The organism is Oceanobacter mangrovi (assembly GCF_019740315.1).
GTDB classification, from domain to species: domain Bacteria; phylum Pseudomonadota; class Gammaproteobacteria; order Pseudomonadales; family Oceanobacteraceae; genus Oceanobacter; species Oceanobacter mangrovi.
Genome location: NZ_JAHXZR010000003.1, coordinates 180660 through 206890, shown reverse-complemented (window position 1 = coordinate 206890; position 26231 = coordinate 180660). Strand labels below are relative to the sequence as shown.

The 26231-nt window shown below is 55.0% G+C and carries 22 protein-coding genes; 5 read left to right on the top strand and 17 right to left on the bottom strand.

Annotated features, from left to right (window positions below; genetic code table 11):
- Window positions 1-2: 2 nt before the first annotated feature.
- Window positions 3-1382: a class II fumarate hydratase gene (locus tag K6123_RS07705; protein ID WP_425517702.1), complete on the bottom strand. Its 1380-nt coding sequence runs from the start codon at window positions 1380-1382 to the stop codon at window positions 3-5.
- A 17-nt stretch (window positions 1383-1399) separates the two neighbouring features.
- Complete coding sequence (locus K6123_RS07700; protein ID WP_221796124.1) at window positions 1400-1771, bottom strand: hypothetical protein; 372 nt, start codon at window positions 1769-1771, stop codon at window positions 1400-1402.
- Window positions 1772-1962: 191 nt separating this feature from the next.
- Between K6123_RS07700 and K6123_RS07695 the strand changes: the two genes are divergently transcribed.
- On the top strand, window positions 1963-2505 hold the full coding sequence (locus K6123_RS07695) for a flavodoxin (protein WP_221796121.1): 543 nt from the start codon (window positions 1963-1965) through the stop codon (window positions 2503-2505).
- Between the two features lie 71 nt (window positions 2506-2576).
- Here K6123_RS07695 and K6123_RS07690 read toward each other — a convergent pair whose 3' ends face one another.
- The 7 genes from K6123_RS07690 to betC form a co-directional block, all read right to left on the bottom strand.
- Window positions 2577-3461, bottom strand: a complete 885-nt coding sequence (locus K6123_RS07690) for a heme/hemin ABC transporter substrate-binding protein (protein WP_221796117.1) — start codon at window positions 3459-3461, stop codon at window positions 2577-2579.
- Between the two features lie 248 nt (window positions 3462-3709).
- Window positions 3710-5305, bottom strand: coding sequence for a BCCT family transporter (locus tag K6123_RS07685; protein WP_221796114.1), 1596 nt, complete (start codon window positions 5303-5305; stop codon window positions 3710-3712).
- A 30-nt stretch (window positions 5306-5335) separates the two neighbouring features.
- Window positions 5336-6412, bottom strand: coding sequence for a hypothetical protein (locus tag K6123_RS07680; RefSeq protein ID WP_221796111.1), 1077 nt, complete (start codon window positions 6410-6412; stop codon window positions 5336-5338).
- Between the two features lie 332 nt (window positions 6413-6744).
- Window positions 6745-7851 carry a hypothetical protein gene (locus K6123_RS07675; RefSeq protein ID WP_221796108.1) on the bottom strand — a complete coding sequence of 369 codons (1107 nt, stop codon included), beginning with the start codon at window positions 7849-7851 and terminating at the stop codon, window positions 6745-6747.
- Entirely contained in the window at window positions 7848-9734 is a 1887-nt protein-coding gene (locus tag K6123_RS07670) for a SulP family inorganic anion transporter (protein ID WP_221796104.1), read from the bottom strand. The genes K6123_RS07675 and K6123_RS07670 overlap by 4 nt, the downstream gene beginning before the upstream one ends.
- A gap of 106 nt (window positions 9735-9840) precedes the next feature.
- Entirely contained in the window at window positions 9841-10794 is a 954-nt protein-coding gene (locus K6123_RS07665; RefSeq protein ID WP_221796101.1) for a choline ABC transporter substrate-binding protein, read from the bottom strand.
- A 75-nt stretch (window positions 10795-10869) separates the two neighbouring features.
- A complete protein-coding gene (betC, locus tag K6123_RS07660) occupies window positions 10870-12405 on the bottom strand; it encodes a choline-sulfatase (RefSeq protein WP_221796098.1) in 1536 nt (511 codons plus the stop codon).
- Window positions 12406-12541: 136 nt separating this feature from the next.
- On the opposite strand from betC, the gene K6123_RS07655 reads away from it, so the two are divergent.
- Window positions 12542-13435 (top strand): LysR substrate-binding domain-containing protein, encoded by an 894-nt coding sequence (locus K6123_RS07655; RefSeq protein WP_221796095.1) that lies wholly within the window; start codon window positions 12542-12544, stop codon window positions 13433-13435.
- Between the two features lie 173 nt (window positions 13436-13608).
- Here K6123_RS07655 and thrC read toward each other — a convergent pair whose 3' ends face one another.
- From thrC to K6123_RS07625, 6 genes are all read right to left on the bottom strand, one after another.
- Window positions 13609-15018 (bottom strand): threonine synthase, encoded by a 1410-nt coding sequence (gene thrC, locus K6123_RS07650; RefSeq protein ID WP_221797021.1) that lies wholly within the window; start codon window positions 15016-15018, stop codon window positions 13609-13611.
- Window positions 15019-15182: 164 nt separating this feature from the next.
- A complete protein-coding gene (locus tag K6123_RS07645; protein WP_221796091.1) occupies window positions 15183-16562 on the bottom strand; it encodes an NADPH cytochrome P450 oxidoreductase family protein in 1380 nt (459 codons plus the stop codon).
- Window positions 16563-16606: 44 nt separating this feature from the next.
- The gene (locus tag K6123_RS07640; protein ID WP_221796088.1) at window positions 16607-17437 is read right to left on the bottom strand and encodes a DUF4198 domain-containing protein; all 831 of its coding nucleotides are present in this window, start codon (window positions 17435-17437) and stop codon (window positions 16607-16609) included.
- Between the two features lie 52 nt (window positions 17438-17489).
- Entirely contained in the window at window positions 17490-18011 is a 522-nt protein-coding gene (locus tag K6123_RS07635; RefSeq protein ID WP_221796085.1) for a DUF2271 domain-containing protein, read from the bottom strand.
- A 136-nt stretch (window positions 18012-18147) separates the two neighbouring features.
- Window positions 18148-18777, bottom strand: coding sequence for a PepSY-associated TM helix domain-containing protein (locus K6123_RS07630; RefSeq protein WP_221796082.1), 630 nt, complete (start codon window positions 18775-18777; stop codon window positions 18148-18150).
- A 291-nt stretch (window positions 18778-19068) separates the two neighbouring features.
- Entirely contained in the window at window positions 19069-19590 is a 522-nt protein-coding gene (locus K6123_RS07625) for a flavodoxin (protein ID WP_221796079.1), read from the bottom strand.
- Window positions 19591-19921: 331 nt separating this feature from the next.
- Between K6123_RS07625 and K6123_RS07620 the strand changes: the two genes are divergently transcribed.
- From K6123_RS07620 to K6123_RS07610, 3 genes are all read left to right on the top strand, one after another.
- Window positions 19922-20836, top strand: a complete 915-nt coding sequence (locus K6123_RS07620; protein WP_221796076.1) for a helix-turn-helix transcriptional regulator — start codon at window positions 19922-19924, stop codon at window positions 20834-20836.
- A gap of 115 nt (window positions 20837-20951) precedes the next feature.
- Window positions 20952-23078: a TonB-dependent siderophore receptor gene (locus K6123_RS07615; protein ID WP_221796073.1), complete on the top strand. Its 2127-nt coding sequence runs from the start codon at window positions 20952-20954 to the stop codon at window positions 23076-23078.
- A 30-nt stretch (window positions 23079-23108) separates the two neighbouring features.
- Complete coding sequence (locus K6123_RS07610; protein WP_221796070.1) at window positions 23109-24275, top strand: PepSY-associated TM helix domain-containing protein; 1167 nt, start codon at window positions 23109-23111, stop codon at window positions 24273-24275.
- Here K6123_RS07610 and K6123_RS07605 read toward each other — a convergent pair.
- Together K6123_RS07605 and K6123_RS07600 are read right to left on the bottom strand one after the other, a co-directional pair.
- Window positions 24272-25489, bottom strand: a complete 1218-nt coding sequence (locus tag K6123_RS07605) for an ABC transporter permease (protein WP_221796067.1) — start codon at window positions 25487-25489, stop codon at window positions 24272-24274. The genes K6123_RS07610 and K6123_RS07605 overlap by 4 nt on opposite strands.
- A gap of 1 nt (window position 25490) precedes the next feature.
- Window positions 25491-26201: an ABC transporter ATP-binding protein gene (locus K6123_RS07600; protein ID WP_221796065.1), complete on the bottom strand. Its 711-nt coding sequence runs from the start codon at window positions 26199-26201 to the stop codon at window positions 25491-25493.
- Window positions 26202-26231 lie beyond the last annotated feature (30 nt).

The window sequence follows — 26231 nt, the reverse complement described above, 5'->3', positions numbered from 1 at the left end:
CGTTAAATTCCACCTTGGGTCAGTTTGGCAGGATCCAGCAATCGCTCCAGTTCCTCACGCGACAAATCTGTTTGCTGTTCCGCCACATCAAGCACAGGTCTCTTCTCTTTATAGGCCTGCTTGGCAATTTCCGCCGCTTTCATATAGCCAACAATAGGATTCAGCGCCGTTACCAGAATCGGATTACGCGCCAGTGCCTGCTGCAATTTGTCATCGTTGACCCTGAATGAAGCAATCGCCTTGTCGGCCAGCAAACGGCTGGCATTGGCGGCCAGCTGAATACTGATCAGCAAGTTGTTGGCAATCATCGGCAGCATCACGTTGAGTTCAAAGTTACCCGACTGGCCACCAATGGTGATGGCGCTGTCGTTACCAATAATCTGCGCTGCCACCATCGCCGTGGCTTCCGGAATCACCGGGTTAACCTTGCCTGGCATGATCGACGAACCCGGTTGCAACGCTTCCAGCTCGATTTCACCCAGACCCGCCAGCGGCCCGGAGTTCATCCAGCGCAAATCGTTGGCAATTTTCATCAGCGCCACTGCCAGGGTTTTCAGGCTGCCGGAGGTCTGCACCGCAGTGTCCTGAGAACTGATCAGGGCAAACAGGTCAGTACCTGGCTGGAACGGCAGGCCAGTCAGCTTGCTCAACTCATGACTGAACAGTTCGGCAAATTCAGGGTGAGCATTAATCCCGGTTCCGACCGCAGTCCCTCCCTGTGCCAGTCGCTGCAACTGCATCAGCTGTTGCTCCAGCTGCTTGCGTACCGCACGGATTTGTTCTGCCCAGCCACCCAGGCTCTGGCTCATCCGCACCGGCATGGCATCCATCAGGTGAGTACGGCCGGTTTTGACATAGGGCTCCACTTCCACTGCCTTGGTTCGAATGGTGCCTTGCAGGTGGTCAAGCGCAGGCAAGAGATCTTCACTGAGACTGAGCGCTGCACTGACGTGAATACAGGTTGGAATCACGTCGTTACTACTCTGGCCACAGTTGACGTGATCATTGGCACTGACTTCCACTCCCAGTTGGCGACTGGCAAGTGTTGCCACCACTTCGTTGGCATTCATGTTGGAGCTGGTACCGGAACCGGTCTGAAACACATCCACCGGGAAGTGATCCATCAGCCGAGGATCGTCCAGTAGCTGCTCGACCGCACTGACGATAGCGGCGCCGATCTGTTCTTCCAGTAAACCCAATTGCACGTTGGCCTTCGCCGCCGCCATCTTGATCAGCAACAACGCCCGCACAAAGCCCAGCGGTAATGGCTGGCCACTGATTGGAAAGTTGTTGATTGCCCGCTGGGTCTGGGCACCCCACAAGGCATCTTCAGGGACCGAGAGTTCACCCATGCTGTCTTTGACGGTTCGGAAATTCATCACCTGTTCCTCGTTGTTTGTCACCGGTACTGAAAGGAATAGCGTACCTGCGTACGCATTTCGCGGCGCAGCCGCTGAACACTTTGTTGATGCTGTGGTTTAACCGCTATTGCAGCCAGGCCATTCAGTGGCCGCGACAGGTAATCCAGACACAGCTGACGCCATAATTCCGGTACCAGATCATCCATCACAGCTTCGATCAGAAGATCGTACTGACGACGATAAACCCGTCGTTTGACACAATTACACACCCGTGGAAATGATGCTTCCTCCAGCTCAAACCAGCGCTGGATATGGCAAGGGCTGTCTGGCTGCTCACCAAAACGGACCAGATGCCGCATCTCTATGAGCTCAAGATAATTCTCCAGTGCCTGTTGGTCTGACATCGTCATCTGCCTCCATATCCCTGGTCGTCGAGTATTGGTTCGTCGATCTGTCATTTAAATATCAGCCAGAAACACAGAATCCTGAATTTCTGGTTGGATTTATTAATGATAATGATTAGCATTTAATAATTAGTCAACAAACTGCTTCAGCAGATTGCTGATCGACCCGATAGCGTTACTGAATTGAAGGGAAAACCATGAGCACTCCACACACCGGCATTATTTTTGGCACCGACACTGGCAACACCGAAGAGCTGGCCAACCGCATTGCTGAACAGCTACAGAGCCACAATATCGAGGCCGACATTCACAATATTACCGATGCTGAGGCAGACCAGTTCGACGACTACGAACTGCTGATTCTGGGGATTCCGACCTGGGACTTTGGCGGCATTCAAGCGGACTGGGAGGATTTTGAAGACGTGCTCGCAGGCCTGGATCTGGCCAATAAGGTGATTGCCCTGTACGGCCTCGGTGACCAATTCGGCTACGGTGACTACTTTGTTGATGCCATGGGCTGGCTACATGAAAAGCTGGCTGACAGCGGCGCCCGCTTCATTGGCTACTGGTCAACCGAAGGCTACCAGTTTGATGCTTCACGGGCATCGATAGAAGACGGCAAGCGCTTCTGTGGTCTGGCCATTGATGAAGACCAGCAATGTGAGCTGACCGATGAGCGGGTTGCCCGCTGGGTTGAGCAAGTCGTCAGTGAGTTTGGCCAGCAGGCTAACGCAGCCTGATTGGCATCTGACGTATGGCATAGTGAACAGCCCGGCGAATGGCGGGCTGTTCTGCATAATGTCATACCCGATCAGAGCATTTCGGTGTGGTAAACCGGTTCAATCGGCGCACCACCTTCATAGTTCACCGGCTTGACAGCCCCCGGGTACAAGACATCCACCAGCTCGCGTAAGGTCACTGGCAAACGAGGGCCGAAGCCCAGCAACAATTCTTCGCTGAACACATGGATGCGACCGCTGCGGTAAGCCGGTGTATCAGCAAACAGACCTGTGAAATTTTCCTGATGCAGGGCCGGATTTAACGCCAGAATCACCACTTCCGGTGCAGCGTCCAGTGCCAGCTGGGCATCCATTGGGTGATATTTGTAACCATCATCCACGTTGCTGGCCTGCATCAGCTGAATCAGCTGGTCAGCGTGTGTATCTCGTCCGGCAACCATCAGGTTTTGACGACCTGCGCCACGGGCAATCAATACTGACACCTTGCCATTCTGTGGCACCAGCGCCAGTGCTTCTTCAATATCCTGCATGATTTCGCGGCGCAGTTGCATACCGGCATCGACCACATCCAGCAGCTCGGCAACACGTTCAATTTTGTTCATCAGGCCGGTGACACTGATTTCCTCATCAATAACCACCACCTGCACACCGGCATCACGCAAGTCATCAATCACCACTGCGGGCTTGGCTTCCGAGCTCATCAGTACCAGATCCGGCCGGTGCTGAAGGATGTTGTCGACATTAAGGAACTGCATGTAACCAATATCCGGCAGCTGTTGGGCAGCAGCGGGGTAACGGCTGGACTGATCGACCGCGACCAGCTTGTGCTGCTGCCCCAGTCGATAAATGATTTCGGTAATGGCGCCATCAATGGCCACTATCCGTTCGGCCGAATTGGCCAGCAGTGATATCAAGCAACTACCCAGTACCAGCAAGGCACGCAAGGTTATGTTCATCAGAACGTTTCTCCAGACACGACAGATTTCAACTTTGATGGTTTGGCTAATTCACGACTTAGCCTGAGAGTGAGCTGGGAATGACCGGACGGTCGGCGCTCACTTTTTGTTATGTAAATAAAATGTAACAAAACGTGCCAGTCGGAACTATTAACTTGTCGACAAACGACTGTTGCTCCTGACAATAAAAAGCCCACTCAAAAGTGGGCCCTTTATTGCTACATGCGCATATTTTTCAATCTAATCAATCAATGACCTTTAAGACGGTTCAGCGCCATCTCATTTTTCAGGCCCAGATAGAGGCTTACGCACATTGCTAACAGCACCACGGTGAACGGCAGACCGGTTGAAATCGCACCGGCTTGCAGTGCACTCAGAGCCGCCTTGCCACCGCCGATCAGCAACGCAATCGCGACCAGACCTTCGGCAGAAGCCCAGAACAGACGCTGAGGAATCGGTGAGTCCAGCTTGCCACCAGTAGTAATGGAGTCCACTACCAGGGAGCCAGAGTCAGACGAAGTCACGAAGAAGGTCAGCACCAGTACAATCGCCAGGAAAGAGATGGCGCCTGTCATCGGCATATTTTCGAACATCTGGAACATGCTCAGGGAAACGTTGCTGATACCGTTGGCCAGCTGACCAACACCAGTGGTTGCCTGCTCCAGTGCAGTACCACCAAATACGCCCATCCAGATAATGGTAATCAGGGTTGGTACGATCAGTACTGCGGTCATGAATTCACGGACGGTACGGCCCTTGGAAATACGGGCGATAAACATACCTACAAATGGTGACCAGGAAATCCACCAGGCCCAGTAGAACACGGTCCAGCCGTGGTACCAGGTGCTGTCTTCACGACCAATCCAGTTGCTCAGCGGCAGAATGTATTCGGCATAACTGACCGCAGTGGTGCCCATCCACCCAAGGATGTCTACTGTTGGTCCAAGAATAAAGACTGCCAGTACCAGCAGTGCTGCCAGCAGCATGTTGATGTTACTCAGCAGTTTCACACCACCGTCCATACCACGCGCAACAGAAAACGCGGCTACCGCAGTAATACAAACGATCAGGAAAATCTGGCTGGTTACGGTATCTGGTGTACCAAACAGGAAGTTCAAACCGGAAACCGCCTGTTGTGCGCCCAGACCCAGCGAAGTCGCCAGACCAAAAATAGTTGCCAGAACCGCCACGATGTCGATGACGTTACCCATCCAGCCCCATACGCGTTCACCCAGCAGAGGGTAGAAGGCGGAGCGAATGGTCATTGGCAAGTCCTTGTTATAGGCAAAAAATGCCAGTGCAAGGCCCAGTACGCCATAGATAGCCCAAGGGTGCAGACCCCAGTGGAACATGGTGGTACCAATTGCAGCACGGGCAGCTTCCGGAGTGCCCGCTTCAACATTCAGGGGAGTGCCATACCAATTGGTAAAATAGGCCACGGGCTCAGCCACACTCCAGAACATCAAACCAATACCCATACCGGCTGCAAACAGCATGGCAACCCAGGACATGGTGGAATATTCGGTCTTGGCGTCTTTGCCACCCAAGCGGATTTTACCGACTGGCAGGACAATCAAGGCAAGGCAGAATACGACGAAAATGTTACCGCCGATCATAAACAACCAGTCAAAGTTGTTGATCGACCAGGATTTGGCGCCACCAAGGGCATCGCCCGCGCGCTCCGGGAACAATAATGTTCCCAGAACGAACAAGGCGATCAGCAAGGCGCTGACGAAGAACACACTCTTGTGCAGGTCCATACCCAGCACTTGAAGGTTGTCCTGGCCAGCTTCAAAGTCACTCTGATATTGCTCTTCAAGAGCTTTGATATCGGCTTTATTCATGCTGATCATCCTCTATAAGGATTTTAGTTATTAGAAGTAGTAATCAACTGTTACGTAGGCAGCGTCGAAATCGCCTTCAATCACATCGTTGTCAGAGCCGATGTAGCCGTCCATGGACAGGTACTCAACATAAACCCAGCCTGGGCCGTAGTTGTAGCTGACACCTGGAGCAAAGGCTTTGACGGTATCAACGTCATCGCTCTTGGCCATGTTGGCATCCAGATAGAAGTTGAAGTCACCCACTGCATAACCCAGTTCCAGCTGAGCACGCTTGGTTTCATTGTTGTCGTCTGCCAGACCGGCGGCAGTGACATAGTTGTCTGGCAGGTTACGGGAAGCCTTCAACAGCTCACCTTTTACAGAGAACGCATCAAAGCTGCCTTCGTAGTAAAGAGCGATGGCTGAGTGGCTGCCGTCGATTTCATTGGCATTGTTTGGATTGGTCAGATCCTGCAGTTTGCCTGCCTGTACAGACAGACCCACTTTCTGGTTGCCATCAATACCGTAGGAAGCATCCGCTACCAGAGTTTGTACCTTGCGATAGGTAGTCGAGCTGCCCCAAGCAAAGTTGTCATCCATGGTGTCGGTGCTGGTTTCGCCCCAGTCGTCAGCATGGAAATACGCCAGGTTGTAGCTCAGGCCAGCAACACTGTCGGAATACTTCACACCCACATCCATCTGATCGCCGTAACCCAGCATCAGCATGTCGCCTGGCCAGAAGTTAACGTTCACCCAGCCAAAAGGAACGGCTGTTTTACCAATCGCAAACTTGCCGGTTTCAGAGACCTTGTAGCCAATCTCAGCCTGGTGGATACCGAAGTTGTCACCAGTCGAGTTGGTAGATGGGTCAGTAAAGGCACCTGGGCCGTAACGCACTTCGGCGTCGAAGCTGTAGGGTTTGCCTTCCGGTGCATCATTGATGTACAGGATCAGTGCCTCACCACCCAGTGCACCCTTTTCTTCATCCTGGGTAGCATTGTCCTTGGTGGCTGTGTAGTTGAACCAGACTCCGCCGCTGATTGCAGGAGAAGCCATCGCCGCAGGCGCTCCCAAAACCGCTGCTACCAAAGCAGCCGCAAGAGTCGATTGTGGTCCGAATTTTTTCATCGCTCGTTCATCCTCCGTTAGGTCTGCGCATAACAATCCTCATCCCCACTGGAGCTGTCAAAGCGCTCTGGTCGCGTTTGAACAAACTGGTCGCAGACAGGCTTTTGCACGTCGTATCCGGCAAACCTGATAGCCATCAATTATAACTAAACGATCATTTAATTTTAACTCTAAATATTAGAACTATATTTAAAATAACCGTAAATGACCAAGTTGAAGCGTTAAACAAGCTATTTCGTCCAGATTTGATCGCTTTGTCAGTCAAGGTGCTATGACTCTTCTCGTCAGATCAAGATATTGATTCACAAGACACCTTGAGAGACTCATTAGAGTTAGAAGTAGTAGTCGACCGTAACGTACATGGCGTCATAGTCTGAGTCTTCGACGATGTTGCCGTCGCGACCGACATAACCCTGCATGCTCAGGTATTCCACATAGACCCAACCCGGGCCGTAGTTGTAACGCACACCCGGCGCCCAGGTATTCACGATTTTGGTCTTGTCACCATCGGTTTTGGAGTTGGCCCAGTTGCTGTCCAGATACAGGTACCAGGGGCCTTCACCCCAGGCGACCTCCAGTGCAGCACGCTTGCTGGAGATGTCCTGACCACCGGCATTTTCCGGCAATTCCCGTTTGGTCATCAGGTACTGGCCTTTCAGCTTCCAGAGATCGAAGTCCGCGGTGTAATACAGCACCCCGGCAGAATGGCTACCGTCTACTTCAGCGACTTCCTCTGTGCCAGTCAGGTCCTGCAACTGACCAGCCTGCACAGAAGCTCCGACCCGGATACCTTCAGCGACCTGCAGCGAAGCGTCAGCAGCCAGGGTGTGAACCTTGCGATAGGTTGTCGGGCTGCCCCATTTGCCGTTGTCGTCCATGGTATCGGTACTGGTTTCGCCCCAGTCGTCAGAGTGGAAATAGCCCACGGAATACTTCAGATCATCGCTGCTGGCGCTGTAACGCACGCCTAGATCCATCTGGTCGCCGTAACCGCCCATCAGCATATGACCCGGCCAGAAGTTGGCTTTTTTCCACGCCCATGGCAGCTGGATCTTGCCAAACGACAGACTGGCAGAATCGGATAACGCATAGCTGATATTGAGCTGGTGGAAACCAAAGTTATCACCGGTAGAGTTTTCCGCCGGACGGGTAAAGGCACCCGGGCCAAAACGGACTTCAGCATCCATCGACCACGGCGAGCCTTCCTTGTGGTCATTGATGTAGAGAATCAGGGTTTCCGATTCGATACTGCCGAGCGTGTCGTCATGGGTTTTGTTGTCTGGTTCATATTCATAGTTAAACCACACACCGCCACTCATCGATGGCGTCGCCAACACGGCGGGAGTGGCTACACTGCCAGCCATGGCGATGGCCAGCAGCAATGACGAACCCGGAACTGACAGATTCAGCTTGGTCATGGTGTTACCTCTTCTCTTCATGATTGGGTTCCTGGTTGTAATGGGTCATCCAGGTATGACGGGGAGCGAAGACCAGGGAGAATTCGGGAGGATGACGCCTCCCCGGCCTTCGAACTCGGAGACTCCGCCAGCGCCATTGGGCAATAGCGGAAAATACGGCTCTGACAGTGCAGACAGGGGGAATCCTGCTGATTGACGCGCAACACCAGTTGCTGCAGTGCGCTGTCGATATCTTCAAATACCGCATTTGGGCCAAGAGCCTGCACCAGTGCTGCGGCGTCTGTCTGTTGTTGCACCAGTTGTTTGAGCCAGCAGATCGACAGCTGAATGCCCTGCTGCTGCAGACGCTCAGCCTGCTGTTGCAGCATGTCACTACCGGCCAGATCAATATGGTTCACACCGGTACAACTGAGCAGTAACTGACGGGTGTTCGGGTATTGGTTACAACAACGCTGAATGGCCTGCTGAACGTGATCCGCCGAACCAAAGAATAATGGCCCATCAATACGCAGGATGCGGATCGCCGGGCACAGCGCCAGCCCCAGCCGGGCGGCATTACGTAATTCAGCGGAACCGGCTTGCAGCGGTGCCACTTCCACCACGTTCGGCCGTGCGGTTTTATCCAGATGCAGCAGCAAGGACACCACGACGCCCAGTAACACTGCGAATTCGAGCCGGATGGTCAGAGTCGCCAGCAGGGTGATGACAAACACCAGCCACTCGCGGCGATCGGATTGCCGCAGATGACGAATCTGCTGCAGGTCAAACAGATTCCAGGCGATCAGCAAAATGCCACCGGCCATCGCCGGTAACGGCAACCAGCGTGTGATATCCGGCCACAGCAGCAGGATCAGCAGCAGAAATACAGCAGAACTCACCACCGCCAGCGGCGAACGGGCACCGGCGTCATAATTCAGTCCGCTGCGGGTAAAGGAACCGGAACCAGCAAAACAACTGAAAAGACTGCCGACAGTGTTGGCCAGCCCCTGACCGATAAACTCCTGGTTGGCATCAATACGCTGGCCGGAACGAATCGCTATCGAACGACTGATAGCAGCGGCTTCTACCAACCCCAACAGTGCGACAGTCAGGGCACCGGGCAACAACAAGGCCAGCGTCTCCAGTGACCACTGCGGCAGATGCCAGACCGGCCAGCTGCTGCTGATCTCACCCACCATGGCGACGCCTTGCTGTGAGCCATCGAGCCACCAGCACAGCAGACTGCCAGCCAGCATTCCGGCCAGCATCGAAGGAATCCGTTTGACCCAGCGTTTACAGGCCAGGGTTGCCAGCATGGTTGCAACGGCAATCAAAAGTGAACGCCAGTCCGTTAATGGCAGCTCCGCTAACAGCTGCTGCCACTGTTCAAACAGCGAACCAGCCGCTAGCCGCTCCAGCCCTAACGCATGGCCGAGCTGGCTGCTGGCAATCAGAATCGCAGCACCAGAGGTAAAGCCAACCACCACGGTGTGGGAAATGTAGGACACCAGGTTGCCAGCCCGTAACAGTCCCAGACCCAGCTGAATCAGCCCGGCCAGCAAGGTCAGCAGCAGGGTCATTTCAATAAACTGCGCCGAGCCCGGCGTCGCCAGTGGTGCCAGTACGCTCAGCAACATGATCGACAGCGCCGCAGCCGGGCCCGTCACCATATGGCGCGAACAACCAAACAGTGCCGCCAGTGCGGCAATCACCATGGCGCCGTACAAACCGTATTGCGCTGGCATACCGGCAATCAGCGCGTAAGCAACCCCTTGTGGCAACACCATCACCGCACCGGTAAGGCCAGCAACCAGATCCGCCCGCACGTCAGACCCGCTCAACTGCGGCGCCCATTGCAGGAATGGCAACCAACGCGGTAATCCTGTTCGCACAGTGTCTTTGGCAGAAGCAGACTTCGTGTTCATGAAATCTCCGGTTGCAGGCAAGCCGAACCCCTGCCTGCCATTGGTGGGCAAGCACAGGTAAATCAGTTCAGGGAAATGGCGGGCGAACGCCCGCCGTCAGATCCTGTTAAAGGCCGAGGTAGCCTTTCACCGCCGTGATGCCATCTGCACCCTGGTAGGTGGTGACGCCCTCTAACCAGGGTTTGATAACGTCTGGATTGGCCTGTAGATATTTACGTGCCGCAGCACTGGCCTCCATGCCGTCGTTCATGATGTAGCCCATCATGGTGTTTTCCATGGTGAGGCTGAACTGCAGATTCGCCAGCAGCTTGCCAACGTTGCCGCACTGTTCGCGGTAGCCCTTGCGCGCCAGCGTATGAATGGTGGCACCGCCATAATCCGGGCCGAAGTAGTCATCACCACCGGACAGGTATTTCATATCAAAGGTGGTGTTCATCGGGTGCGGTTCCCAGCCGAGGAACACAATGAAGTTATTACGGCGCACCTGGCGTTTTACCTGCGAGATCACCCCCTGCTCACCGGATTCCACCAGCGTCCACTCCTTCAGATTGAAGTCGCCGCTGTCGATCATTTTCTGCAGGTTCTGGTTGGCCGGAGCGCCCGGTTCGATGCCATAGATTTTCTCATCGAACTTGTCTGCAAATTTGGCCAGGTCGGCAAAATCATGCACCCCGGCATCGTAAACATAGGATGGCACCGCCAGCGTGAACTTGGCACCGGTCAGGTTGGTACGTACCTCTTCGACCTGACCCGAGCCCACATACTGGTCGATAAACTTCTGTTGGGCAGGCATCCAGTTGCCCAGAAAGACATCGATTTCGGCGTTTTTCAGCGCTTCAAAACCAATCGGCACTGCCAGTGTGCTGATCTCGGCCTGATAACCCAGCCCTTTCAGTACTTCACTGGCCAATGCATTGGTTGAACTGATATCCGTCCAGCCCGGATCGGTAAAGTGAACGGTCTGACAGCTGGCAGGCTCCGCTGCCTGAACGGCTCCGGACAACAGCAGTCCTGCGCATACCAGGCCCAGCGAGTGATGGTTCAGAATGGCCTTGCTCATACGATGAATACTCCTTGGATCGCGTGCGGGTTGCTGGCAGCATCGGGTCTGCCACTCGTTCAGTAAATCGTCCGGTCAATCAACCTGCGGGAAGCGTGCACGCTTCTCCAGATCATCCAGATCGACGTTGTTACGCATGTACATGGTGCTGGCATCAAAGATCGGCTGATGATCCCACTGTGGTTGTTTGCCCAGCTTGTGCGCCGCTGCGACCAGTCGGCGGCGGCGCTGGCTGATAATCACATCACGGGTAATGTCAGCCGGGTCCCAGCGCTGTTCGGCCTCTGTACGGAATTGCAGCAGCCGTTCAGCACACTCCGGCAGTTGCGCCAGGTTGATGCGTTCCTGCGGATCATCCTTCAGGTTGAACAGCTGTTCGGGGTCATCGCCAGAGCAGATGTATTTGAAGTCACCACGGCGGATCATAAACATGGGTGCCACCACGCCCTCACCCATGTACTCGCCAATCACCTCATCATGAGCCTGACTGCTATCACCCGTCAGATGAGGGTTCAGACTGCGGCCATCCAGTGGCATGGCATAAGGGTAATCGGACTGGCCGGTGGCCCATTCAACAAAGGTGGGCAGCAAATCCATGGTCGAGATGGACTGGCTGACACGCCCCGTCTGGAAGCGCTCTGGCGCACTGATGATCATCGGCACCCGGGTTGACCACTCGAAATAACTCATCTTGTACCAGAGCCCGCGCTCACCCAGCATGTCGCCGTGGTCACCGGAGAACACCACAATGGTATTGTCGGCCAGACCGGCGTCTTGCAGCGCCTTTAACAGCAAACCAATCTGGTCATCGACATAGCTGCAGTTGCCGTAATAGGCGCGACGGGCGTCCTTGATCTGCTGATCAGTAATCTGGCTGCGGTCTTTCTGATAAACATGCAACAGCCGTTTGGAATGCGGGTCCTGCTCGTCATCCGCCAGTTCAAACGATGGCATATCAATTTCTTCATCGCGGTAACGATCCCAGTACTCCGGCAGACAGGCATAAGGATCGTGCGGATGGGTCATGGAAACCGTCAGGCAGAACGGCCGTGAGTCACTGCCACGCGCATGGTCGAACAGGTAACGGCGGGCGTGGAAAACCACCTCGTCATCAAAATCCAGCTGGTTGGTGCGGGTGGCCACGCCCGCCTGGGTCACCGATGACATGTTGTGATACCAGGTCGGTCGGACATCGAAGTTTTCCCAATCCGGGAACCAGCCGTAGTCGGCTGGATAGATGTCGGTCGTCAGCCGCTCTTCAAAACCGTGCAACTGGTCCGGGCCACAGAAGTGCATCTTGCCGGACAGTGCAGTGCGATAACCGGCATGGCGCAGGTAGTGCGCGAAGGTTGGAATATCGGCCGGGAAATCCGCCGCATTATCGTAGGCGCCGATCTTGCTCGGCAGCTGGCCAGTCATCAGTACATAACGGCTGGGAGCACACAGCGGACTGTTGCAATAAGCTGACTCGAATACCACACCGCGCTGGGCCAGCGCATCCAGATGAGGGGTTTTGGCAACCTTGCCGCCATAGACGTTGAGCACCGGCGCGGCCATCTGGTCGGCCATGATGAACAGAATGTTGGGTTGCTTGTAATCAGACTGGGACATAACTGCTCCACCAAACTCGGGATACCTAAAAACCAATAAACAGGCCGACAAAATGGCCCTTCAGTGGCTCTCAATGTATCTCGTACAAGTTCGCTGTAAACTCCAGCCAAACTAATGCCATCCATAAGATCAGCTAATGTCACTACATAATAGATTGCCCACATTGCCTGCCCTGTTGGCATTTGAAGCGGCGGCACGCCATCAGAATTTCACTGCAGCAGCCCGTGAATTGGGAACCACCCAGTCGGCCGTAAGCCAGCAGATTCGCGGCCTTGAAGAGGATTTACGCAGCACTCTGTTCCACCGGATTTATCGCGGTGTCCAGCTGTCGGAAGCCGGTCAGGAATTGTACAAAGTGGTCAGAGGCAGTCTGCGTGATATCGCCGACTGTGTTGAAAAGTTGCGCGCTGACGAGGGTAAAAAATATCTCAATGTCGCAACTGATTTCGCTTTTGCCGCTTTTTGGCTACTGCCCAAATTGCCGGCCTTTCGGGCCTTACACCCGGACGTCGAAGTCCGCATCATTACCTCCCAGGAACGCCATCTGTTGTGCGGGCCGGATATTGATGTCGCCATGCTGTTTGATCGGCCGGATAACCAGCCCGGAGCCTTACGACTGTTCGGTGAAGAAGTCTTTCCGATTTGCAGCCCCGGCTTCCTGCAGCAACACGGTCCGATCAAGAGCCACAAGGGATTGGCAGCCTTGCCGATGCTGAAGCTACGCGCGGAAGGGGTACAGGACTGGTATCAGTGGAGCAGCTATTTTCGGGCTCGTAACAGTCAGGTCGAACCCGGCGAGCCAGTGCTGGTGTGCGATAACTACACCCTGGTGATTCAGGCGGCGATTGCCGGACAAGGGCTGGCGCTGGGCTGGCGCAGTCTGGTGGATGAAATGCTGCGTACCGGCTTGCTGATCGCACTCGAAGACTTCACCGTCAGCTCGGCGAATGGCTATTACGCGGTCGAGCCAAACCCGGACAACCGCAGCGAACAACGTCAGGCGTTACTGCAATGGCTGGCGGACCTTTGATTTGGGTGTCGGGTGTGGTGAGTGCCGCGCAGGCCAGGGTGTCGGACGGCGGGAGTAGGTTGGATAAACGAGCGTAGCGAGTGCCATCCAACAACGGTTTGCCGGATGGCTACGAAAGCAGGCCGTGTCCGGCAATGTTGGGCATAGCCCAACCTGCCGGACGCCAGACTGTATCAGTCTTTGAAGGTGTTTTTGGCGATAAAGGCCTGGACTGCCTTGAGGTCGGCAGGCAGCACTTCCAGACGCTCCTGACGTTCCATCAGGTCGGTCAGGTGGTGTGGCAGTTTTGGCATTTCGAAACCGGCACGCTGTACGGCTTCCTCGAACTTCACTGGATGCGCAGTGCCCAGGGTGATCATCGGAATGCGGTTGTTACGACGACATTCACGGGCAGCTTTCACACCAATCGCGGTGTGTGGGTCCAGCAGGTAACCGGTTTCACCGTACACGTCCTGCATGGTCTTGACGATCACGTCTTCGGTCACGGCATAGCTGTCGAACAGATCACGGGCCTTGCCCAATTTCTCTTCAGACAGTTCCACTTCCACAGAGCGGTCGGCCATTTTGTTCATCAGCTCGGCCAGCGCAGCGCCGTCCCGATCGTACAGATCAAACAGCAGACGTTCGAAGTTGGAAGAAACCGCGATGTCCATGGATGGTGTAATGGTGTGCTTCAGCGGCTCAACCTTGTAGAGGTTGTTGCTCATCAGACGGTGCAGCACGTCGTTTTCGTTGGTGGCGATGATCAGCTGTTCGATTGGAAGACCCATTTTCTTCGCCATGTAACCGGCGAAGATGTCACCGAAGTTACCGGTTGGCACTGAGTAGGCCATCGGACGAACCGGACCACCCAGGTTCAGCGCGGAATAGAAGTAGTAAACGATCTGGGACATGATGCGCGCCCAGTTGATGCTGTTTACCGCCACCAGCTTGCGCTCGCCACGCAGGAAGGCCTGATCGCCAAACGAGGCTTTCACCATATCCTGCGCCTGGTCGAAGTTACCTTCGATGGCGATGTTGTGGATGTTGTCACCCACCACGGTGGTCATCTGGCGACGCTGAACTTCAGATACCTTGCCGTGCGGGTGCAGGATGAAGATATCAACGTTCTTGCAGGTCTTGGTGCCTTCAATCGCGGCAGAACCGGTATCACCGGAGGTGGCGCCCATGATCACCACTTTTTCGTCACGCTTGGCCAGAACGTAGTCCAGCAACTGACCCAGCATTTGCAGGGCGAAGTCCTTGAACGCCAATGTAGGTCCGTGGAACAGTTCCAGCACGTATTCGTTGTGATCAATCTGCTGCACCGGGGCGATGGCCTTGTGACCAAACACCTCGTTGTTGTAAACAGATTCCAGCATACCTTTCAGTGCATCGGATTCCACACAGCCTTCAACAAACGGGTAAATCACCTTGTGAGCCAGTTCGGTGTAAGGCAGGTCGCGCCAGGACTCAATCTCTTCAAGCGAGAATTGTGGCACTTCCTTCGGTACATACAGACCGCCGTCAGCAGCCAGACCGGTTAACAGAACGTCGTCAAACGCCAGCTCTGGCGCGTTACCCCGAGTGGAGATGTATTTCATCATGGTGTGAAAACCCGAATGCTTTGGATTTGTATCGTTGGACGCGACCGGGCTATCGCCGGGCACCCTGCACAGAAAGTGCGCTAGTGTACCCGCTTTGGCGCAAGAGTGCAGTGTGAGCAAGGTATTTAATGGGGTTGCCGCCAGGCTGAACGGGTTTACGTCTAATACACGTCACGCCGATAGCGTCCTTCAAGGTCAAGCCGGTCCACCAGTTCATCACCCAGCTCCTGCCGCAATGCCCGGTCTACATCGGTCGCCATGCCTGCCTGACTGCCACAAACGTAGAGACAGGCGCCGTTGTCGATCCATTCCTTCAACAACCCGATACGCCGTTCGATCACATGCTGAACATAGCCATGGGTCAGCTCACCACAGAGTGCTGTGTTCATCGCCAGGTGGGCGGCGGAAGTACGGGAAAAGGCCAGATCCAGCTGACCCAGTACGCCATCCTCCAGCCAGCGAGCCAGCTCCTGCTGGTACAGGGCATCATGCTCGGCACTGCGTTCGCCGAAAATCAGCCAGTTACGGCACCCCGGTATCAAACGCTGACGAATATGCGCACGCAAGCCAGCCAGCCCGGTGCCATTGCCAATCAGAATCATTGGGATGTGACTGGCGGGTGCATGAAAATTCGGATTATGAATGATTTCAAAGCGGGCTTGCTGCGCTGCCTGGATGGTATGGGTCAGCAGCCCACTGCCATATCCCAGCTGGCTGTTTTCGCCGCGGTGGCGGAACTGCTGTCGCACCAGTAACTGCAACCGTCCTTCATCTGCCAGACTGGCGATGGTGTAATCCCGATGCAGCGGTTGCCCATGCTCATCCTGCAAATGCAGACGGGCAATGTCACCGGCCTGCCATTGCCGAGCCAACGGCTGATCATCAGGCACGCCAAACGTCAGCTCAAAAATACCGTCACCTGGGCTGCCATCATTGAGCTGCTGACGTGCAATCAGCGGGTAGTCAAAAATCAGCGGAGAGCTATGAGAGCAGTGATTTTGATTCAAAGACTGCAGACTCATAGACAATGCCAGTTGTTCATGAAAACGGGCTATGTCCCCGGCATTGAGATCATCGACACACATGGCCTCAAACAGGGCCCGGGCTCCAGCTTGCTGAAGTGCCTCATGAACCAGCAAACCAAACCGGCAATAGTGCGGATATTGCCGGTCACCCAGAGCCAGCACGGCATACTGGACACCTGTCCAGCTTGTTTGCGCCAGTGTTGACAGAAAGCGGCTGCCATTAGCGGGCGCATCCCCCTCTCCAGTCGTGCTGACGAACAGCAGTACGGTCACTGGAGCCATACCCTGCTGAGCTGCCAGCGCAGCAGACAGCTGGTTGAGAGGCAACAGTTGTACTGGCCGCCCCTGTTGCTGTAACTGCTGCTGGCATAGTTCTGCCAACGAACGGGCATGACCGGTTTCACTGGCATAAGCCAGCCAGACCGGCTGCGTGGTTGGCCTGGTCTGGCGTTCAAAGCGCTGGGACAACGGCCGCCGATAACACCAGCCGGTCAACACCAGCCAGGCCAGAAGCAACAGCGTTGCCTGCCACGCACCTGCCAGGCCAAGCCCTGTAACCATTACTGTGGCAGTACTTCAAGTACGGCGGAATAAGTGCCTTGTCGTTCGGTTGCTGGCGCAACGGCCTGGTTATCCTTGTATTCGGCTTCCAGGAAATAACGACCGGCTCCTTTCCATTCAATGGTGAATTCACCCTTGTCGTTGGTGGTTGCCTTGATCTCATCCTGACTGTCGCGATAACGCGAGCCTTCGCGCAGCAATACCACTTCGGCTCCCGCAACCGGCTTGCCATTCAGCATAAAGCTGAAGGTCGCGGGTTCACCGTTATAGAGGTCGGTCGGGTGAGAAACCGGCTTCATTTCAAAGCCCTTTCCGGTGATTTGCATGACGTTGTCTGACGGAGCACCATTGGTCACAAAGGTTTCCAGCCGGCGATAGTACTGGCTGATAACCAGGCCATCGGCCTTTGGGGGCACCATCTTGTCAAACTCTGCCTGTACAAACGGTTTACCGCGCTGCGGATACATATGACGTTTGCCATCAGCATCTTTCCACATCGCCCGCAGCCCTTCTGATGCACTGAACACCCGATAGGTACCCTGCTGCTGCAGAGTGACATCAAAGACACCGCGATAACGCAGCTTGGCGGCATTTTCTACTTCAACAGCACGGCCGTCAGGCCCGATCACCTGAAACATTTTAGGATCCAGTGCAACGTGATCGAAGTTGAAAATCTCATTGGATACCGCAGCATCAAACGTGGCCACCGGCTTTTCAGCCGAAAAACTGGCCGTATCCGGCAATACCCACGCCCGGTGTGCATGAACTTGAGAGGCAATAAGAGTCGTGGCGGCCAAAACGGCAGCGCCCAGTAATCCTGGTTTCATCATGGATATTCCTGTTGGTTTGCAGAGAAGAAGAATCAAGCCTCAGTCAGGCGAGTCAGGGTTGAATGCTCAACACCACTTCAGCCAGCTCACTGGAGCCTGATGTCTGGGTACTGAAAGCCGTGGTTACCGGCCAGCTGAAAGGAATGGAAAGCATTTCCCGGCCACCGACTTCGCGGGCAGCTTCTACTCGTAACAGGTAGTTACCGGCACTGAGATTAACAAGACGGGCGTCATCCGCTTCAAAAGTCAGGTCGTACTTGCCCGGTCCCCGGGTTGCGGCGGTAATTCCATCCACCGGCATCTCAAGGGTGCGACCACTTTTACGCCACCACTGACGCATGTCCTTGAGCCATTTATTGCCTTCATGCTCTTTCATCGCAGCGTCGTACCAGACTTCAAGATTGGTCACTTCCCGGGTGTCCTTGTTTTCAATCCAGATGGCGACATAGGGCTTGTGATATTCCGCCACCGCCAGTTGTGGCAACTCGACGCCAACACGTAATTCTGTTGCCTGGGCCTGAAATACCAGCAAGCTGGTTGCAGCTGTCATCAACAAGGGTTTTGCAGCAAGCATAAGGAGTCCTTTTGGGCTGTCTGATCCGTTAGGGGTCAAGTACAGATAAAAATGATTTTGAGAATTAATATCATAATGAAACTTAAAATAACGTTAATCGCAGTCAGCGGCTGCAGCGCTGACTGCAACGCACTGTTCAATGGATTGTCAGGACAATCACCAGCAAGGGAATCAATACACCCAGCGATACCATCGGCCAGGTCCCCGGCCGATTACGGGCATAACGGACCAGCAACCAAAGGCCGCTGAGAGAGAAAATCAGACAGGTAACCGAAAAAACATCCAGAAACCAGCTCCAGGCAACACCGGTATTGCGCCCCTTGTGGAGGTCATTCAACAAGGACACCATCCCCCGATCTGTTCTTTCGTAGATCAGCTCTCCGGCTTCGAGATCAATGCTGAGCCAGGCGTCACCACCCGGTCTTGGCAAGGCCAAATAGACTTCGCTGCCATCCCACTCGGCATCACGGGCTGGAATATCCAACTCATACTGCTGTTGCAGCCAACGCCGCAGAGGAACCGGTAAAGGCCCAGTGTCGTGCCCTTCCAACACCTGCTGCAGGCCGTGTGTCAAACTGGCTTCGATGGTAGTAGTGCGAGGTTCTGCCGCAATATGAGCCGCGTTATTGAGGGTAATGCCCGTCGCGGCAAACAGTATCATGCCAACCAGACATAGCGCCGAGCTGACCCAATGCCATTGCCGTATTAATCCGAGCGCAATCCCGCTGTTGGAGGTTTTGGTGTGGGAATGAGGATCAGACGTCATGGTGAATAAGCAACTCGTTCAGATAACCATACAGTCAGACGTTTGCCTGACAGCGAACAATCAGCAGACAGCCTAATCAGCACCGGGTTAAGCCAACGTTAAAGTCGCTGTGGGTTGTAACCGAGTTGGTAAGAAGCGAACAATTGAATTTATTAATGATAATTAATATCAATTAAAAATGATAACTCCGGTACCTGGCTAACCCTGACAAGTAGTGGCCTGGCCAGCATCTGTCGCTGTAAACGGAACAGTGTAATCAACACAGATAGCGGAGTTCTCTGCTGGCACCGTTTATTCGGCCAGCTCTGCTTTCAAGACCTGTAACCAGCGCTCCAACCGCTCCGCGGTTTTGTCCTTTTCGTTGACCTGATCGAACGGGAAACCAACAAACTGGCCATCGCGCACGGCATTGGAGTACTGGTAGGTGTAGCCATCGGTAGAGAATGGCGCGATAAAGCGGGCACCGCGTTCGCTGAACTTGTCGTACAGCAAGCCCAGCGCACTGACAAACTGTTCGCCATGATCCTTGCAGTCACCCGCGCCAAACAGGGCAATGGTGGCGCCACTGAAATCTGGTTTGTCGTTGTACAGATCCTGTAGCGGCTCGACCCAGTTAAACTGCACTTCGCCAGATCCCCAGGTCGAACAGCCGAAAATCAGTACATCGTATTCGAGCATTTCATCAAAGCCGAGATAGTCATCTTCCAGATCCAGTACATCGCAGCTGTGCTCTGTCAGCGCTTCCTTGATTTGTTTGGCCACCGCCATGGTGATGCCATTTGAGCTTCCAACATACATTCCAATATTGGCCATACCTTCGACTCACTATTTGTTTATACAAAATCTGACCGGCGTTACCCGGTGACCGCTGGTTTGTGCCAACAAGACGGACGAACCTGTCGGTCAAACCACCACAATAACCTTACTTTATTAATGGTTAATATTCATGCAAATAACAATCAGTATTATTTGATCAAATGAACAAAGCTGCCCATGCCACAACAAAATTGTGCCCAGGGCCTCACTGATAGATAATGAGAATTGATCTTGATTAATTCTGGTTATTGTCCTTCAAACCCGCTCCGGCTGCTCACCGGCGGGTTGTAAGAACAGCCGCACCAACCAGATTCAACAGCAGCCTTGTATGTCCAGAAACTTGCCATCGCCAGACAACAACTCGGTATTACAGACATACCAGCAGCTGCAACAGCTGGGCTATGGGCAGCCGACACCGAGCCACAATGCCCGTTATTACGAACGGCCGCTGCAGAACACCTCCATCAGTCTCTGCCTCGCCAGCCCGCTGACCAGCATTCGCACTCCGGCTATCGCCGCCGCCCTGCCTGCCGACTACTGCTCTGTGGTATTGATCAGTCATGGACTCGGCTACTGGATTAACGATGCCCATATTCACCGGCTGGATCAGGGCTGCGCCTTGTTGATGAACGCCAGCACGCCGTTTGCGTTTCATTTTCCAGGTCACTACAGCGCCCTGAGCTTTAACTTTCCGGCCCATTTGTCACCATGGGACCCACAACAGCCAGGTGCTCCCCTGCACGGTTCACGCTTGCAGTTATCCAGAGCGCAGGCCAGTCATTTGCGCAGACTGATGACACTGGCGCTGAATCACCCACGCAAGCAGGATATTGAGCACTTGCTGTTCCGGCTGCTGAGTCAGTTGGCCAACGCCCAGCCAGAGCGGATGCAGCAACTCAAACAGCAAATTCAGCAGCAGCTGCGACTGCGGGGAGATTGTGATGTGGAGTCTTTACAGACTGCCACCGGCTGGTCTCGCCGGTATCTGTTCAAGCTGTTCGAACAGCAGCAATACAGCCTCAGCCAGTACATTCAGCTACAAAAACTGGGGCAAGGGTTTGGCCGTCTGACCACCCAGCAGCACAGCCACCTGAGCATCAACGACATTGCCCTGGATGCCGGTTTCGCCAGTCAGGCACACTTCGCTCGCCAGTTCCGCCAGCACTTCGGCATTACCCCAACCCAGCTACGTCAGCAACTACAGCAAACCCTGGCAGAAAACTGGGCCGCTCAGCTGGGCTGAGATAGCAGACGTTTGTAACCATGGTTTTCGCCAAAGTGCACTCTCAGACAAACGATCGCCTTACAAATGAGTAGAATTCGCATTTGTATCCATTAAGCATCAGGAATTCGTTGTCATGACCCCAGTGTTTTCCCTCAAGCCTGCCGTCGTCGCGGTATTGGGCTACAGCGTTTTATTGTGCAGCAGCCAGAGCCAGGCAGAACAAACCAGCACTGATGACGACGCCGATAACAACCTCGAAGAAGTGGTCGCCTACGGCAGCAGCTACCGGGCAACCGGCACCAAAACCACGCTGACGCCAATGCAGTCGCCGATGAGTTATGAGGTCTACGACCGTGAGCTGCTGGACAGCCGTCAGGCCGATAGCGTCAGTCAGGCGCTGCGCTATGTAACCGGTGTTACTCCGGAAAGCCGGGCCACCGTCTCGGTGTTCGACCAGTACAACATTCGCGGTTTTGAGAGCTACTACAACTATTACGATGGCTTGCCGCTACAGACCAACGGTTCCTGGAACCTTGCTCCCCAGGTCGATGCCTTTGCCACCGATGCCGTAGAAGTACTGAAAGGGCCAACCTCCGTGCTGTATGGTTCCGCCCCTCCAGGCGGCATGATCAACCAGATTGCCCGCACGCCGCAGCAACAACCACAACACCAGCTGCGAGGCCGTCTCGGTAGTAACGGCCTGCGGGAACTGGCGCTTAACAGCAGCAGTGCCATCAGCACTGACCTGGCTTACCGGCTGATTGCCCTTAAACGCAGCCAGGATGGCCAACAGCAAACTACCGAAGAAGAGCGTACGGTATTGGCTCCATCAGTGACCTGGTGGGCAACGCCTGACACCGAAATCACCGTCAGCCTTTACCACCAACAAGATCCCAAACTGACGCCATCAACACCACTGCCGTACCAGATTAACGGTCGTACTCCGCGCGCTAATGCCTATGCCGGTGACAGTAACTGGTCTGGCGTTGACCGCGAAATCACCCTGGTCGGTTACAAGATCAGCCATCAGCTGACCGACACCATCAGCCTGTTGCAGAACTTCCGCCACAGCTCCGGTAACCTGCTGCAAAAAAATACCTATAACGGTGGTTTTGTCAGCGGCAGCGAATCAGAAATGCTGCGCTCCGCCTATCAGACTGACGAAGCCATGCAAGGCTTTGTGATCGACAACCAGCTCGGCTGGTATCTGGACGCGGGTGCCAGTCAGCACAATTTGCTGGTTGGTATCGACTACAACCGCCTGACCTCATCAGCGCTCTACAACGACACCCTCTACCTGGATACGCCGACCATTGATCTGGCCAATCCGGATTACAATCAAATCGACCCCAATAGCCTGCCGCTGGATAACTACGAAGAAGACCATCGTATTCAGCAAAGCCAGGTTGGTGTCTATCTGCAGGATGAGATCCGCTTTGACCAACTGACCCTGCTGGCCGGTTTGCGCTGGGATAAATATTTCGCCCGTGATCGCGCCGACAATCTCTACATGGGTTCTGGCTACAGCTCCGACAGCCGCATCAGCCAGACCAATCTCAGCAAGCGCCTGGCAGCCATGTACCAGTTCAACAGCGAGATGGGCGGTTACCTGAATTATTCCGAATCATTTGAGCCGACTGCAGGAGCCGATTCCGCAACGGGCGAAGCCTTCAAACCAACCACTGCCCGCCAGTGGGAAAGCGGCCTCAAATTCCAGTCTGCTGACCTGCTCAGCAGCGCCACCCTGGCGGTATACGACTTGCGCAAGCAGAACGTGGTGGTGAATTCTGCGGATTACACCCAGAAAACCCAAACCGGTGAAATCAGCTCCCGTGGTGTCGAGCTGACGCTCAATCACTGGCTCACCGACAGCCTCGCCATTGATGCCAACGCCAGCTGGCAGGATGTTGAAATCACCGACAACGAACTCTACCCACAACTGCAAGGCAACAGCCCGGTGTGGGTCGCCGACACCCTGGCTTCGGTATGGCTCGACTATCACGCCAGTGACGCGCTGATCATCAGTGGCGGCGTGCGCCATGTTGGCGAAAGCCAGCTGGATGCCGCCAACTCCGACACCGTACCCGGCTACACTCTGGTCGATCTGGCCGCCAGCTGGCAGGCCCATGAGCAGGTTAAAACCGGCCTCAGCGTCAGCAACCTGGCCAACAAGCAATATGTCGGAGCTTGCTACGATGCCAGCAACTGCTGGATGGGAGCCGAGCGGGCCATCGAAGCCAGTGCGACGGTCAGCTTCTGATGACGGTCAGATCGGTACGGGAATAATCGCATGAGCGTTCGCAAAACGTTATTCCGCTGGCATCGCTGGCTGGGTCTGATAGCGGCCCTGCCGCTCCTGCTGATCAGCCTCAGTGGTGCCATTCTGGTATTCAAGGCACCACTGGATCGCTGGCTGTTGGCAGATCAGGTTGCACTCAGCGCCAGCCAGCAAGGGCAGCGACTGCCGCTGGACCAGCTGCTGCAATTGGTGCATCAGCAAATCCCCGGCTATCAGGTCGGTAGCTGGGAGCTGTTTGACGACGGCATCGAAGCGGATCGCCTGTATATGATCCGCTTTGGCAGCAGCGACTGGTTCAAGGCCTATCTCAACCCCTACAGCGGTGAAGTACTGCGCCAACCCGTCGGCCTCAATGAGGACTTCAGCGACTGGTTACTGCAACTGCATTACACCCTGCTGCTGGACGAACAGGTACCAGGGCTGCCCTGGCTCGGACTGACACTGGGATTACTGAGTGCCGCAGCCTTGATCGTGCTGGGAATCTCCGGGCTGTTGGTGCAACGGCGCTGGCTGCAAAACCTGTGGCAAAAACCCTGGCACGCCAGGCCGTCGGTGGGCTGGCGCAAATTACACCGTTTCAGCGGTGCCTGGGTGAGCCCGGTCTTATTGGTGTTAGGGATTACCGGCGGCTATTTCAACCTGATGGAGCTGATTGAGGAAGTTGGTGAAGACCAGCATGAAATCGTCAGTCACTATCTGTATGAACCACAGCTGCCTCTGCAACAGCTGTACGAACAGGCTCAACAGCAATGGCCGGGTTACCGTATTCACTACCTGCTAATGCCTTATGAAAGCGGCGGCCAGCTGGTGTTTTACGGCAAGTATCCCCACGCCAATGCCGCCGTGGAGATGCTCGCCAGTGATTATGGTTCCAGCGTCTGGTTCAACCCTCACAGCGCTGAACTGGAGGGCAGTTTTGCGATGCCGACAGCCGATTTTGGGGTACAGCTGACCGACAGTTTTCGCGCACTGCATTTTGGCAGTTTTGGTGCCTTCGCCAGTCAGTTGATCTGGACCCTGTCTGGCCTGTTGATAGCGCTACTGGCTATCAGTGGCTGCTGGAACTGGCTGCGAACCACCAGACTGAAGCATCAGCCGCAGCGGCCATACCAGCCATCTGACCAGCCATCTGACCAGCCTGGCAGACGAGGCGCTTAATGCGCCTCGCTGTACAACTGTTTCAGCAACACCTTGCGGCTGGCGCGCCAGGCCAGTGGCGCAGCGATCAGCAGCGTTAACAACAGCAAGCCGCCAATCCACTCCAGCAGAGCCAGATCAATCCGCATTCCCGGTAATGGAATGCCAGCCCATTGTTCCAGCCAGTAACCGGCGACTTCGGTGCCAACAAACGTCAGCAATAACGCCAGCAACAATGCCAACAAGGTGATCAGCAGTACTTCGATCTCAATCAGCAGGAACAGTGTCCAGGGGCCTGCACCGAGGGTTCGCAAGGTGGCAAATTCGCCCTGCCGTTGCTGCAGGTTCACCAGCAGCAGAGTCACCATCCCCAGCAACGACGACACCAGAACCAGCATGCCGATGCTGCGCAGACCGTTCTCCACCCAGCTGAGGTTATTCCACAGCAGACTCAGCTCGACACCAGGCAGGATCGCCATCAGGGCTTCGCCGTTATAGTCATTGATCTGGCGTTGCAGGATAAAGGTGTAAACCCGGTTTTTCAGCCCCAGCAAGGCAGCGCTGATTTCCGTTGGATGAGTGCAGCCACCTGCCGAATGCGGGTGACCATGAATGGTGTCCATGGCGTCCAGATTGATAAACAGGGTTTGGTCCACTGGCGTGCCGGTGGGCTGTAGAATCCCGACCACAGTAAATGGATGGTCACTGTGTTGGGTAAAGCTGGTTTTGCCCTGGCCATGTGACAACACCAGCTGACTACCCATCTGATAATGCAATTGTTTGGCGACCGCCGAACCCAGTACCACATCGGCATTGGTCTGGAACGCTTGACCATCTGCCCACTGCAGCGGCCGTTGCTGGCCGTAGCGGAAGCGACTGAAGAACTCATCGCTGGTTGCCAGCACCCGATAACCCCGGTGGGAATCGCCCATCGACAGCGGCACTGCCCAGGCCACCTGCTTCTGCTCACGCCAGTGCTCAAACGCTTGCCAACTGACATTACGTACCGGGCTGCCGATGCCAAACAGGGAGCTCAGCAGCAAGTTGGTCGAACCGGTACGGGCACCAACAATCAGATCAACGCCAGAGACAGTGCCCTGAAAGGTTTGCTGGACGTCCTTGCGGATATGCTGCACGGCCATCTGTACCGCAAAGGCCAGTGCCATGGCAGCGATGATTAGGCCGACGGTCACACGACGGTGCCAGAGGCTCTTGCGGGCAATACGCCAAAGCATGTTATTCAGCCTCCCTGGTCGTCATTGATTGGTCAGTGCCAGCAGCTAACAGCTGTTGTAATGACACGGCCTGATCAAACAGCGGCGCATGACGCTGGTCGTGGCTGATCATCAGTACCGTCGTGTCGGGTTCAAGGGTTTCTAACAGCAGATGCATAAAGGCATCGGCGGACTGGTAATCCAGCGCCGAAGTCGGTTCATCCACCAGCACCAGTGGCGGCCGGTTAATTAGCGCGCGGGCAATGGCCACCCGTTGCTGCTGGCCCTGACTCAGCTGCTGTGCCGGTTGCTGTAATAAATGGCTGCCAAGATGCAACTGTTCCAGCAGCCTGACCATATACTCCTGGCTGGCCTGCACCGCGGCTTTACTGAGACCGGCCAATTGCGGCGCCAGCTGGATATTTTCAGCCACGCTCAGATACGGCAACAGATGTAACTGCTGCGACACCAGCCCAATATTGCGGGCGCGGAACTGATCCATCCGGGCAGGCTTCAGTTGTGTAATATCTTCACCCAGCAAGCGAATACTGCCTTGCTGCGGCGGCATCAGACCGCACAACAGTCGCAGCAGGGTTGACTTGCCGCTGCCGGAACGGCCATACAGAAAACAGCGCTGACCCGCCTGCAACTGCCAGGAGGGAATGTCCAGCACCGGCTGGCTGCTGTCAGCAGCATAGGAAAACTTCAGATTTTGTATATCAATCGCGGCCATGGTCTGCTCAAGGTCCGGGGTTTGTTATAG